This is a genomic window from Moorena sp. SIO3E8, assembly GCF_010692445.1.
Taxonomy (GTDB): Bacteria; Cyanobacteriota; Cyanobacteriia; order Cyanobacteriales; family Coleofasciculaceae; genus Moorena; species Moorena bouillonii.
In genome coordinates this window covers 14,440-29,049 of the sequence record NZ_JAAHHM010000088.1, presented here as the reverse complement: position 1 = coordinate 29,049, position 14,610 = coordinate 14,440, and the positions used below count along the sequence as shown (strand labels likewise).

The following is a 14,610-nucleotide window of genomic DNA, read 5'->3' as shown; positions in this document are numbered from 1 at the left end:
ACCCGTTCTAGTGTAAAGAGGTACCAATGAAAAAATGGTTCCTATCACGAGGAGCCGGATGAGGGGAAACTCTCACGTCCGGTTTTGAAGACGAGTCAGTGAGGTGACTCACTGGCTTAGTTTAATAAAAATCTGGTTAAAAACCATTGTTTAGCTAAGTCTATTAACGATGCAGGTTGGTATCAGTTTAGGAAATGGTTAGAGCATTTTGGCAAGAAGTTTGGTAGAGTCACGGTTGCAGTGAATCCTGCCTATACAAGTCAAAATTGCCCAGAATGCGGCGAGGTAGTCAAGAAGTCGCTATCAACTAGGACTCACGTCTGCAAATGTGGTTGTAAATTAGACCGAGACCACAACGCCGCAGTCAACATCCTGAAAAAAGCCTTGGGTACGGTGGGGCACACCGGAACCTGGATCATCGATCCGAACACTTCGGGAGATTTAACCTCTACTGCTCTTGGTTCCGGCCAGGTTCAGCAAGTCGAATCGTTGAACGAAGAATCCCCGCGCCTTTAGGTCGGGGAGTGTCAATTCACTCTTTCATTAACCGGAAAGCGGTCAAGTAACTGAGCAGCACGAATCGCATTAGCTTTTAAAGACTCTGATAGAGGCAACACATGGGGAATTTGGGATAATATATCTAAGGTTCGACGTAAAATTCGCACCACATCCCCTTCGTCTAAACTGGTATTACCGCATATCTCCCGCCAGGATTTGCCTAATGACCACTGTTCTATTAGACCAATTAACCTATCCTCTGACCAAACCGGTAAGGCGACATGATATCGGCGCTGTAGCTGAAATACTTGACGCCGAATCCTCCTGAGGTTTGTCAATGCTTCTAGCACTTCCTCACTTGGTTGATAGTTTGTCCAACTATCCGGTCTAGGAGTTTCCGTAACTAAAGCAGAGCAAGCTGCTGCCAGTTGGTGGGGGTCTAAATCATCTAATTCTCCCGACAGCATGGCTAAGGCTAGCCACAACTCATTTTCTCCCCGAAGCGAAGCAGCCGCTTGCCCCAGAACAGTGGGAGTTAAGTCCTCCAAAGAACCAGATGCTTTTAAAATTTCAATCAGGTTCAGAAATTCGTGCCAATGCTGAGCCTGGTATTCTCGGAATTTAGCTTGACGTTGGTTAATTTGCTCCTGCAAAAACAACCGTTTTTTGTGGCGTTTGATCAGTTGAGAAGGATTACCCCACTGACGAAGAGCATGGGTTTCCATTTGACCCTCTAGATCAGCAACAACACCTTGTTGCTCCCTCACTTCTGGAGCAACCCAGAGTTGAGCAATGGTGGGAACTTGGTTAGCCAAGGCTTCAGTATCTTCATTTCCGCTTTTGACTTGACCTGGTTTAATCTCAAGCCCCTCTAAAGGCTGGAGAGTTCCAATATCAAGGCATCGAAGATTAATAATGTCAGAGGATTCACCTTGAGTTGAGCCGGTTGAGTAATCTTCCGTAGAGCCATTGGATACTTGGTCATCGGCCACTTCAGGAAAGCCATCTAACCCCATCACATCAGCAGTTGTTGCCACATACCATCGGTTAGCAGCACTTAAGCACACCAGATAGGGGAATTGACCGGAACCCTTTTGTTTAGAAACCAAAACAGCTGGAACAGGAGAAGACACTGGCACATTCTTGCCCTTTAAATAAAGAATGACTCCCGGTTGCACCTGTTGTAGTAATTGGGATACGGCTTTAGAAACAGATACCTCTGCTTGGTGTTGCAGGTCTTTAAGGATGCGGCGCTCTACTTTCAGGTGTTCCTTCAGTTTTTGATAGCCCTCCATTACTGCCACATCTACCGGTGCCAGTTGAAAATCAATTCTAGTCAGTTCCGCAGTCAGTTCAGTAATTGCCTGTTGTTGAGGTTTGAGGTACAAAGTAGCTAGGTACTGAGCAAAGCTGCGTTCAACTAACTCCTTGGCTTGAGGCAGAGAGTGAGTTTGCAACAAATTCAGTACCATACCATAGGTAGGGGTAAACTGACTAACTAGGGGATCAGCACCAGCAGTTGCTAGATAAGCCGCCTCCTTAGCCCCTTCAAAGGGGGTTTGCACCGTCACCACATAGCCATTGGTATCCATCCCTCGCCGTCCTGCTCGTCCAGCCATCTGCAAAAATTCCGAGGCAGTCAGTAGCCGGTGTCCTCGGTCAGTACGCTTAGATAGACTGGAAATAACAGTGGTACGAGCAGGCATATTAATTCCTGCTGCTAGAGTTTCTGTAGCAAAGACCACCTTCACTAGTCCTTGTTGGAATAGTTCTTCCACTAGACCTTTCCAAGCAGGTAAAATTCCAGCATGATGGGCAGCTATACCTCGGTAGAGGGGTTCAATTTGTTTCGTACGAGCTGCTTCTGGATTCTTACTGATAAATTCATCAATCCGTTTCTTGAGTTGAGCTGCTTCTTGTTCATTGACCAGGGATATTGGACCCATCTCATCTACTGCCTTATCACAGCCTCGGCGGCTAAAGATGAAGTAGATAGCTGGTAACATCTCCCGTTTTTTTAGTTTGCTCACCACAGTGCTAATGCTGGGGCCTTCCGGACGTCCATGTTTGTCCTTGCTTTTAGGACGTCTGGTTTTGAGGGAGTTGTTAATCTTGGTGTGGTCGTCATTCAGCAGGGAGACAATTCCCTTGGGATGGGCAAAGTAAAACTCTAGAGGAACAGGTCGGAAGTCAGAGTAAATCAGCTGAGTGGAGCCATGAACTTGATTCAGCCAGTCGGTCAGCTGGTCAGAATTGGCAACGGTGGCGGAGAGGGCAACAATTTGAATATCTGGCGGACAATAGATAATTGATTCTTCCCAAACCGTGCCTCGTTGTCGGTCATTCATATAGTGACATTCGTCTAGGATCACCGCCTCAACCCCTAGCATAGAGGCTCCCACTTGACCAATTGGGGTACCATAGAGCATATTACGGAAGATTTCCGTAGTCATCACTAAGACGGAAGCTTCCCGGTTGACCGAGGAATCACCGGTAACTAGACCGACTTTGTCTGCGCCAAATTTTGCCCGAAAATCCCTTAGTTTCTGGTTGGAGAGCGCTTTGAGGGGGGTGGTGTAGAAAACACGTCCTCCTTGAGACAAAGCACGATAAATGGTATATTCTCCAATTAGGGTTTTCCCAGAACCAGTCGGAGCACAGACAACTACTGATTGACTATGATTGAGAGCCTCAATTGCCTGTTTTTGGAACTCGTCGAGTTCAAAGGGAAATAGGTTTTTCGGGTCAAGGTCTACTGATGAAGTAGCAATATTCACACAAGGTTTTTCCAATAAGGTATATGATCGTGTTTGTATTGGTTGTAATTACATAGTCCATTGGTTGTATATATTGTATGTTAGTTAATTAATTGAAAGGGTGTACACCATTTTACTCAAGATAACCCTGGTGTATTTATAGGGAGTTGTTTCCTCTAACAAAGGGCGGGACAAACTTGAGGTGTTTTGGAATAGGGCGTTTGAGGCTATTACCAAAAACTATTCCGATAGGGGATTATCCATAGAAATCCCTATGCTACTCGATTTGTAAATCTTCTTCTTGTTCTAAAAAGATAATCTCCAAACCCCTAACATCTTGGAAGATAAACTCCACCCGACGATTACGAGCATGATTGACTGATGTAGTTCCTGTTGTCCTTAGCTGACTTTCACCAAAGGAGCGAATAGTCATCCGTTCTGGCCCAACTCCTAGACGCAACAGGTAATCCCGTGCTGCCTTGGCTCGCCGCCATCCCAAGGCTTGGTTATATTCCACAGTAGCACGGAAGTCAGTATGACCCTGAATATCGATGGTCATGAAGGGGTATTCTTGCAATACTCTGGCAATCTGGTTGAGTACTGCGGCAGTTCTGGGACTAATCCTAGATTGGTCAAGGGCAAAATGGATTACCCTAGGTACCTTCAAAACCAAGGGTTCAGGTATTTGTGGGGACTGTGGTTGTATCGGAACCCTGGCCACTGGACGGCTCGTACACTGGGGCTTTGCTGTGTTCGGTAGAGTTGTTGCTGACCCTGTCTCAATACTATTCCCTTGATCATCAAGAGCACGCACCACAACAGTCACAGCTGGTTCCGAGGTACCGTAGTCTGGGTGAGTTGCGATCGCACTCAGGTAATCCCCAGGCTGGACATTACTAAGACTAATCCCAAACTTTCCTTCTTGATCTGCTTCGGCTGTAGCAATCTTCCTGCTCAAGGCACCATACCCAGGGGTTTTTGGGGAAACCTGGTCTACAACATAGATATCTACTTCAGAACCAGGGTCAGCTAACCCATCCAAACTCACCTGACCATCCCGTTGAAAAAACTCTACCGCTAACCACCGAGGTGTATTCACAGCATTATTACCAGTGTCTCGCCTACGGTTAGGAGAGTCTCGCTTAGGGTTTGGTCCATCACCTACTTGATAATGTCTGGCTCCGGTATGGTTTCTAGTTACTAGGTCAATGCTCAGTCCTTCTAGAGCCGCAAATTGATTATCTTGGATGATATTGCGATCGCTTTCTGGATAAGCAGCAACCACCACTCCTGGTCCTGCTTGGTGAATGATTTAGTTAGCAATTACTTGATGGTCATCTCCGATCACATATATGGCAGCCCGACTTGACACTCCCCGCCGAAGTAAGAACGGGGATTCTTACTTGGCCTATGGCCACGCTACGCGAACAACGAGCCGACTTGCTCAGCCAGGTCGGAACCAGAAAGAGTAGAGGCCGATTCGACCTAAGCGTTTTGATCATAGATAATGGTTTCGGTGTGCCCCACCGTACCTTTACTTTTTTTTTTAGAGATAGATACTTTTTTAGATCTAAATTTTTCATAGACGTTAAAGTCGTTGTCTTGATGCAAAGCGCGAGTGGGGGAAACCCCCAAGACCGCGCTGCATCGCTAGACTAAATTACGCAATATGTATCTCAGACATATTTTTTACGTTGCCTACTTATGGTTAGATAGTATCTATCTAGTTGAAAAGTCTATTGTTTAGAATTTTAGAGTAGCACACCTAGTACAAACTGTCAAGAAAAAGTTAAAAAAAAAAGCCGTCCTAGAAGGAAGGGGCGCGATTACCCAATTTTTTTGGTAACTCCTGTGCCATTCAACACCCATACCCCAAAAGCTGACATGGTTGATGGTATACTCTTTTAAGCCTAGGCTTGATAATAAACTAGGTAGATACTGTTTTTTTTTGATAACTATAGGTGGTTTTTTTTATTTTTAAAAAATGAAATTAAACTAGAATAGTCAGTTTTTTTATCATAGGTTTAGGTGAAATTTTGACTTTAAATTATAAGGGATTATATTGGAATTAATAGCTGCTTTTAATAAAGGTTGCGGAAAATATTAAATTGATTTTAATAAAAAGAAGTTAAATTTAAACTAAATACTTTTGATAATTAATACTAATAAATTTGTCAGTATTAATCGGCAATAATACTAAAATTGCCAATCATAAATTACCGGAACACACTATTATTTTTCTGTTCTTCTTGCTTGTGTGTTATCCTCTTCTGATTTGTCGTTATAAAGGGGTTTACTGTTTTCTTCTAGCCCTTCTTCAACCACAGGTTGGTTAGTTTTATTGGGATTTTCTTGCTTTTGGTTATCTTCAACAATGAATTCAATTTGAGATTCCTGCTGCTGGGGTGGTGCTACCTTTTGATTGCCAAAGCCGCCAAATAAATTACCAATCAGACCATCAAGTTTGACAGTAAGTCCTAAATACGGACCACTGGCGGAACGAGAGCCACGGAAGTCGTAGTCGTCAATATTACCAAGAGCGTATCCAGCAGCAAGGCGCAGACTGGGAGTCAGGTAGTAGCCAGTTTCAATCAGGAAGCCATTTTCAAAGTAGTCTGCTGAAGGTTGAGAGATCAAGCGAGCTTCACCGACTATATCCCAGTTGTAGCCTAGACGATAGGATGCTCGGAGTTGACCGAGATGAATGGTGCTATCTCCGATTAAATCATTGGATAAATAGGATTTACTATAACGCAAAGCATATTTACCGTAAAATTCCCATCGCCAGTTGGGAGCATATATCATTTCGCCGGAAAATAGATGTTCGTTATAACCAGTACCACTGCCCAATAAAATCGTATCGGGAATAGTAGCGGGATTCTGGCGAAATTCATAGCGCATTAAAGCGTTAAAGTTATCGCTTGCGGGATTACGGTAAGCAACACCTAGCCTGAAATTGATCGAGTTTCCTAATCGGCTCCTAAGCCTTTGATTAGCAGCATTCGCCTGTCGATAACTAAACAAAGCAGTTATAGCAGGAGACAATTTCCCAGAGGCGGCACCAGTGATGACAGTGTTGTTGCCACGATTAGAAGAACGATGCTCCCATTTGAAGCTGGCTTTGAAATCGGGACTGTCAGTGTATTCAAAACCGATACTGTAGCTTTCTCCACTCTCAAATCCAAGGGCTGAGGCTCCTTGACCAAAAGCGTAAGGTTGACTGAACTGATCAGCAGCAGCGTTTTCTCCAAGGAAATTACCTAATACCCGCTCATAAGCAAGGTTTAGTCGCATGCCAGGGAAAATCGTCCAGCCCTGCTTCAATCCGATAGCGCCCTGACCGGTCATCTGATCTAATCCGCCAACAATGGAGTAACGTCCAGAGATAGTGGTATCAGAGCCAAGATTGTAATCGCCACTGATACCAAGATGGGTAATTTCCTGTCCCTCAAATTGCCCTCGGGTAAACCATTGTTGTCCGATATTGATGGTAATTCCTCGATATACTCGCCAGTCTAATCCGATCGCAGTCCGGTCTGAATACACTGAATCGGTTTCGCTAGATAAGGTTAGTTCATTTAGAGCCTGGAAAGTGAGCCTATCAGTTAAGGGCATCTTAAAACGCGATCGCAACTGATTGGATGTACGACTTCTAGAATCATCTTTACGGTCTTCGCGATCGCGAAACACCCAGTCGAGTTGGAGGCTACCCGGACCAATACGTTGCTTAATCCCCGCAATTACAGTAGTTAGAGAATTATCCACCCGATTACCAGCCTGGGGTTCGGTACGGGGGTCGAATAAATCACCAAAGCTAGTAACAACTCGGGGAGCTATACCTCGGTTAGTTTCCCGGTCTACCTGTACCCGAAAACTAGTCGTATCAGTTAGTTTGGCCAGAAACTGAGCACCATAACGGGTTTGACCAGGAACAAAGCTAACGGTAGCGTTATTGGCAAAGCCAGTTTCAGTGGAGCGCAAATAAGCCTTACCGGAGAAAGCATCACCAAATTTGCCGTCTAGTTGGACGCGGTAGGCTGAACCGCTGACTAAGCCTAATTCGTCAGAATCATTGGTAGAGTGAGCGTATTCTGTGATTAATTGAACATTCTCCCCAAAGGAGAACAAACCATCAACACCATAAAGTTCAAAGTCCCTAGCTCCCTGATTTTCCCGTAGATAGCTAGCACCGAGCCAACTCTCTTGATTAAGTTCCCGAGAGAAGTTGTATTGAAACCGACCTGCGTAAATATTAGTATCTTCGCTATCCCCATCAAATTGATAAGTAACAACAATCCGCCGCACTAAGACTTGTCCTTCTTCATCCAAGTCAGTACGTAACATTGGTTGGTTGAACAATAAGGTGCCACGGTCATAGTCAATTTCATAGTCACTGACCCGACTGAGACGTTCTCGTTGAATTACAGTACCAGGTCGCTGTAGTTCTTCTAACTCGATATAAACCTCTTCTGAACCAGGAACCAATAGTCGCCGAGACAGAAAGTAAAAACCACTAGTACCATCAGGGGCAATCGTATCCCGCTGGAAGCCTTCTACGTTATTGGCGAACAATCCAGTAACTTGAAACTTACCAAAGTTGTAGTTAGTCTTGAAGCCATGGAGTTTGCGCCTTGTGGAAGTAAATAGCTGAGAGCGTCTAGAAAACTCCTCAGTGTTGTAATCCCCCCACATCAAATAGTCCGCTTCTATTCCTACTTTTGTACCAGAGCGTTCTAGCCTCAGATAGACATTATCGATAGAAGGAGTAGTTACATCCACTGTCGAACTATCACCGTAAACGGGATAGTCTTGTTCAGAGGATTGGTACTCGCGAAATAACCGATTACTATCATTACAATCACAGCCTTTGTTCAAAGCATGGTCAGTATTAAATGACCCAGTGATTAACCAATCGCCAAGGCTTCCAGTGAAGAAAGCAGCAGATCGGATGTCAAATTTAGTGTCATCATCTTCATCTTCTGGTAAAAAGTCCCGAAAGCCCTTGAAAAAGTCTGTCCCTTCAGTTCCCAAACGCATATCGATCACGCCAGTTATTAAACTCGGGCGCAGTGCAGTTTCAAACTGCATTTGGGTAAAGGCTTCTAAATCATTAGTAGCAGCACTAATCCGAATCGTTTTAGCGTCTAAGCCTGAACGCAGTTCAGTCGTAAATTGCCCCTTGCGAGCTTCTACCTGAAATCCCGGTTGGTCTGGGTTTTGGTCTACACCAACGAACTCACCGTCACTAGTGTATAAGGTAACAATGCTATCGCGGTGAGAGACATTACCGAATTTATCCAATAACCGACCCTTAACCGTTGCTAGAGAACGTCCATCGGCTGGGATACGAGCCTCGCGGGTTTCCACAACCAGTTTATCGGGTCTTCCCCTTACTTGTACCGGTATAGAAATTACGTTATCTGACCCAGCGATAGTGGCAGTGATCGTATTCTCCCCTTCCTTAAGGACAATACCATACCAAGTCTGAGTTATAAGATTAGTTAGTGTATCTGTTTCTGTGCGTCCAATGAAGGAGGGGTCTATCAGTTCACCATTGACCCGAAGTTCCACCTCAGCTCCCAAAGCATATTGTAAAATAATGCTAGTTGCTGGGATATCTAATACCTTATCCGAAGTAGGGGCAAGTACTTTTAAATAGGATGATTTGGGTTTAGAAGTAGGAGATGGAGTCGATTCTCTTATTCGTTGTTGGCGTCTTTGTCTGCGGTTGCGTCTTCTTTGCCGTATCCAGTAGTTGGCGATTTCGAGAGTGTCTTGGTACTCTTCTCCTAATTCCGCAAAAGCAATTGTTGGAAGTTCAACTGGTTTTAGGTCAAGGTTGAATGATGTCTCCTGTGTCAAATCCAGGCTTATAAGTTGTTCATCTGTTAGGTCAAAGCTTGCTAATTGTTCCTGTCTTAGGTTAAAGCTAATTAGTTGCTCTTGACTCGGTTCAATTACTGGTGGTGATGCTTCTATCTGCTGGATTGGTTCAGGATTAACAGTAGGATTGAGACTAACGGTTTGCTGGGATGGCAACTCAAGGTTGTCTAATTTATCGTTAGTTAAATCGATCTTAGGGAATTCATCATTAACCTCAAAGTTGGGTAAGTCTCCAAATTGGAGATCAATATCAGGTGCGTAAGCAATGTCTTGGTCTAACTGAGTTTCTGTTATCGGTAGAGTTTCTCTAGCTTCATTATTGATACTATTAAAACTAACCCTTTGGGGCGTTCGCGTAGCGTGACCTACGGTCAATCCCAGCTCAAGGTTATCTAACTTATCGTTAGTTAAATCGATCTTAGGGAATTCACCATTAACCTCAAAGTTAGGTAAGTCTCCCACTTGGATATCGATACCAGGTGCGTAAGCAATCTCTTGGTCTAACTTAGTTTCCGCCTTCGGTAGAGTTTCTCTAGCTTCATTATTGATACTATTAAAACTAACCCTTTGGGGGGTACGCAGCTCAAGGTTATCTAACTTATCGTTAGTTAAATCGATCTTAGGGAATTCACCATTAACCTCAAAGTTAGGTAAGTCTCCCACTTGGATATCAATACCAGGTGCGTAAGCAATCTCTTGGTCTAACTTAGTTTCCGCCTTCGGTATAGTTTCTCTAGCTTCATTATTAACAGTAGGATTGAAACTAACCCTTTGGGGCGATTGGCCTACGGCCAAGCTACGCGAACGCAGCTCAAGGTTGTCTAACTTATCGTTAGTTAAATCTAAGTTAGGGAATTCACCATTAACCTCAAAGTTGGGTAAGTCTCCAACTTGGATATCGAGATCAGGTGCATAGGCAATCTCTTGAGGTGACTGAGTTTCCGCGTTCGGTATAGTTTCTCTAGCTTCATTATTGATACTATTAAAACTAACCCTTTCGGGGGTACCCAGCTCAAGGTTATCTAACTTATCGTTAGTTAAATCTATCTGAGGTAATTGATTACCATTGAGCTCAAAGTTAGGCAAGTCTCCAACTTGGATATCAATACTAGGTGCGTAAGCAATGTCTTGGTCTAACTGAGTTTCTGGAATCGGTAGAGTTTCTCTAGCTTCATTATTGATACTATTAAAACTAACCCTTTCGGGCGTTCGCGTAGCGTGACCTACGGTCAATCCCAGCTCAAGGTTGTCTAACTTATCGTTAGTTAAATCTATCTGAGGTAATTGATTACCATTGAGCTCAAAGTTGGGTAAGTCTCCAACTTGGATATCAATACTAGGTGCGTAAGCAATGTCTTGGTCTAACTGAGTTTCTGGAATCGGTAGAGTTTCTCTAGCTTCATTATTGATACTATTAAAACTAACTCTTTGGGGCATACCCAGCTCAAGGTTGTCTAACTTATCGTTAGTTAAATCGATTTTAGGTAATTGATTACCATTGAGCTCAAAGTTGGGTAAGTCTCCCACTTGGATATCGAGATCAGGTGCATACGCAATCTCTTGATTTGACTGAGTTTCCGCGTTCGGTATAGTTTCTCTAGCTTGAGGATTAACCGTAGGATTGAGACTAACCCTTTGGGGCGATTGGCCTACGGCCACGCTACGCGAACGCAGCTCAAGGTTGTCTAATTTATCGTTACTTAAATCGATATTAGGTAATTCACGATTAACCGCAAACTCAGGTAATTGTCCCTGTTGGAAGTCGATACTAGCTGCAATCGCCATCTCAGTAGGTGACTGACTTGGTGCGTTCGCGTAGCGTGACCATAGGTCAATCGGTATAGTTTCTCTAGCTTCAGGATTAACTCTAGGATTGAGACTAACCCTTTGGGGCGTACGCAGTTGAAGGTTGTCTAACTTATCGTTAGTTAAATCGATCTTAGGTAATTCACGATTAACCGCAAACTCAGGTAATTTTCTCTGCTGGAAGTCGATACTAGATGCGATCGCGTAGCCTGACCTACGGTCAATCCCGTAGCCTGACCTACGGTCAATCCCGTAGCCTGACCTACGGCCAATGGCAATTTCAGTAGATGACCGACTTGTTGTGTTCGCGTAGCGTGACCATAGGTCAATCGGTATAGTTTCTCTAGCTTTAGTATTGATATTGGGATTGAGACTAACCCTTTGCTGGGAGGGCAGTTGAAGGTTGTCTAATTTAGCGTTACTTAAATTTAAGTTAGGGAATTCACTATTAACAGCAAAGTTCGGTAATTGTTCGAGTTGGATATCGATACCAGGTGCATAAGCAATCTTAGTATCTGACCGACTTGGCGCGTTCGCGTAGCGTGACCGTAGGTCAATCGGTATAGTTTCTCTAGCTTCAGTATTGACACTATTGTTAAGACTAACCCTTTGCTGTTGTTTCAGGTCTAGATTAGCAAGTAGAGCTTTTGGTGAGTTCAGCTGAGGTAGTTGACCAGGCAGTAGAGCAAAACTAGGTAGCGAACCTTTACTCAAGTCCACTACAGGTGCGAGGGCGATGTCTGAGGAGAGCTCTGTCTGTTGGACTGGTGAAGGAGTCAGAGTCGAGTTGAAACTAACGATAGGTTCTCGTTTCCAGTTGAGCCTAGGGACTTGATCTGACCTGAGATCGACCCTAGGAAATTGTCCATCGTTGATGTTAAAACTGGAACGCTGTCTTAGACCAATTGTTGTTGATAGATCATTTTGGTTTAGGGAGGGAACCAGACCGGGATTGAAGCTGAGGATTGGTTCTTGTTTAAGCTCAAGGCTAGGTAGTTGACTTGGCTTCAGGTCAATGACTGGTAAATTTTCCTCTGCTGCTTGGCTTGATTCAGCTTCAGCGATAGCAGGATACAGCACCATGGTAACGCTACCAGCGATCGCTCCCATTAGCTGTAGTTTACAAGATATGTTATAATTATCAATTAATTTCATTGCTGATCCTCTTCGTTGAAGGTCGGAGTGACTGCAAAGTTCATGCGTGCCATACCACCAGGCTCTAAACGCACGAGTCTCGATTGACTGTTGCCTTCACTGAAATGGGTATTGGGAGCTAGGGTGTAACCTGGAAGGCTAGTCAGGTCTAAAGCTCCAGTGTGGTATCCCGGTAGAACGTTTTTCACCGAGAACAGACCATTGGCATCAGTAGTAATTCGGTTACCGTTTTCCATAAAGATCACCGCATTAGGAACTCCCGGTTCTCCTGGTTGCTGATGACCATCAAAGTTTTTGTCTACAAATACTCGACCTAGTAAGGTGCCGCAGTCGGAAATAATGCCGGGATCAACTCGTACTCGATGAACCACTGGCCCATCTTTGATATCCCAACCGTTGTCATCCCGTTCCGCAGCAACAATTGCTGAGTTCTCCCCGTCACCCCGGATGCCATCTGGGGTAACTTGCACCCCATAAGCAATGTTCAATACTCCACCTTCTGGAATTGGCTCTGTTGTCGTGAAAGTAATTGTTGCGCCATCTCGTGTGGTTTCAATATCCACTGATTCTTGCTGTAACTCGCCCCGGACAGAATCTTCAAGGAATTTAAATCCTAGGGGTAAGTCGTCAGTGACTACAATGTCTTGCACAGCACTACTGGCTAGATTGCGCAAAGAGAGGCGATAGATGATAGTATCTCCTGGTTCAGCCGTAGCTCGGTCTGCGCTCTTGGTAATCCGAATCGATTCAAGGTCACAAATACCCGTATCTACATTCAACAATCCCAAAACCAGACCTTCCCGTTCCGCATTCCGAATCAGGAATTCACCCTGTATTTCTGTGGGATTGGCATCGGTACTAATCGGTAAACCATCTAAAGACGTAGCAGTATAGGAGACTATACTTTGCGCTTCATCAACATTAGTGATCGTCAGTCGAATCCGTCGTTGCAGGAAATTGCTATTAGCGGGTGGATTAACCACCAAAATGTAGCTTCGACCGAGGTCTAACTGACCTCGGTCTCGATCAAACAGAAAGCTGTATCTACCTCGGTTTTCATTGTCCTCATTGCTAAGGAAAAAGGGATTGGCATTGGTAGTGTTAGGTTGAATCCCTTCCGGAATGGTGTTATTGGGGTCATCGGGAAATTCAGTGGTGGTGAGTTCTACAGCATTCAAGAATCCTGTGGGGTCATTGGGGTCTGGATCAAATAAGCCAACGCTAAATCCGGTATAGTCATCCAACAGTTCATTGTCACAACCCCGGATTTCCCCAAACGGGTCAATCAGTTCTAAGCTGGGGTCTGGTGTAGGAGCTATAGTAGCTATGGTCTGTTGTGCGGTTTGTAGGGAAGTATTGTCTTGACCACAATTACTGCTAAATCCTAGAGCTATAGTTTGTTCATCGTTGTCTTCAGCCGCATTAACTGCCACTTGCACATTCAGCACCACCTCCTGCCCAGGCTCGATTGTCAGGGTTTCCGGGGTTTCCTCCAAACCCTCAACAGTTACATTGCCAATCGAAGCTGACCCCACCAAGCCACTTTGAGCAATCACATTAGCTTGGGGAGTTTCTACTTCAATTGCTGCATCTCCGGTATTAAGCAAGGCATAACGGAAACTCACAACATCTCCCGATTGCACCCGCGACCCTTGACCAGACTGAATGTTTCCTAGGTCTTGCTCAAGAGAGTCTTTAGCTTGGCTCAAGAGTTGTTGTTGTTCAGGGATAGCATTGAGCGCTTCATCAAATGCTTGCTGGCGAATCTCGGTAAAAGTAGTGGTACTTAAGTCAGTTGGAATTAAGCCAGCGGCAGTATTTTCAGCAGTTGCGGCATCGGCTTCAGCAATACCAATAGATTCTAAGCCTTGTTGAGCTAGTCCAGTAAAGACTAGAGCTATGACTTGATCTGTCTGACTATTCTCCCCATTTAAGAGTGCAGCTTTATTCGGTATTGCTTCTTCAATAGCAGTTTTGGCAGCAGTGATGACTTGATCAGCGGTAGTGTCAGTGGATGAATTAGCAAAACTCATTACTGCTTGGATACTGGCATTGCTGGCTTCTTCTGAAGTAAAGCCCAAGGTTACTAGTTCATCCTCAAGGGCATCAGTCATAGCACCTAAGCCAAATACCAACTGGCCTTCCCCATCTTGAATCCCCTGAGATACCAGATTGAGAGTTCCTTGTTTAGAGGTTTCAGTGTTCACTTTCCTAGAAGTACCAGTAATGAAGAACTCACTAGGTGGAGACGATCTTCCCCTCGGAGCACGAGGCATTTGGTACCGATAAGTGACTTGATTGATCACAGTTGCTTCTACTGTTTCAGGAGCTGTACACTGTAGCGGTGTCTGACCAGTTGTTGCTGAAATTTCAGCTGTCTGAGTTTGGGATAGTACTGGTGGAGATGTGGGTAAGATACCTGCTATTAAAGCTGTTGCTAGCAGCTTTGGGAAACGCTTCTTCCAGTAAGGGGTTGATTTGGACATTTTGATAGTAAATCACTGGATAGTTT

Annotated in this window: 4 protein-coding genes and 1 pseudogene; 1 reads left to right on the top strand and 4 read right to left on the bottom strand. The window is 44.5% G+C overall.

Features of this window, described 5'->3' with window-relative positions; all coding sequences use genetic code 11:
- Positions 1-126 precede the first annotated feature (126 nt).
- A pseudogene (locus tag F6K46_RS27440) lies at positions 127-516 on the top strand (transposase); the annotation flags it as partial.
- 11 nt (positions 517-527) lie between these two features.
- Here the strand turns inward: F6K46_RS27440 and F6K46_RS27435 are convergent.
- The 4 genes from F6K46_RS27435 to F6K46_RS27420 all read right to left on the bottom strand — a co-directional run bounded on the left by F6K46_RS27435 (position 528) and on the right by F6K46_RS27420 (position 14,584).
- Positions 528-3,275: a DEAD/DEAH box helicase gene (locus F6K46_RS27435; protein WP_293063103.1), complete on the bottom strand. Its 2,748-nt coding sequence runs from the start codon at positions 3,273-3,275 to the stop codon at positions 528-530.
- 256 nt (positions 3,276-3,531) lie between these two features.
- The gene (locus tag F6K46_RS27430) at positions 3,532-4,539 is read right to left on the bottom strand and encodes an OmpA family protein (protein ID WP_293063101.1); all 1,008 of its coding nucleotides are present in this window, start codon (positions 4,537-4,539) and stop codon (positions 3,532-3,534) included.
- Between the two features lie 947 nt (positions 4,540-5,486).
- Positions 5,487-12,098, bottom strand: a complete 6,612-nt coding sequence (locus F6K46_RS27425; RefSeq protein WP_293063099.1) for a hypothetical protein — start codon at positions 12,096-12,098, stop codon at positions 5,487-5,489.
- Positions 12,095-14,584, bottom strand: coding sequence for a hypothetical protein (locus F6K46_RS27420; protein WP_293063097.1), 2,490 nt, complete (start codon positions 14,582-14,584; stop codon positions 12,095-12,097). Before F6K46_RS27420 ends, F6K46_RS27425 begins: the two co-directional genes overlap by 4 nt.
- Between the last annotated feature and the right edge of the window lie 26 nt (positions 14,585-14,610).

Coding starts and splice junctions, on each gene's coding strand:
- F6K46_RS27425 (WP_293063099.1), bottom strand. CDS start 12,098: ATGAAATTAATTGATAATTATAACATATCTTGTAAACTACAGCTAATG.
- F6K46_RS27420 (WP_293063097.1), bottom strand. CDS start 14,584: ATGTCCAAATCAACCCCTTACTGGAAGAAGCGTTTCCCAAAGCTGCTA.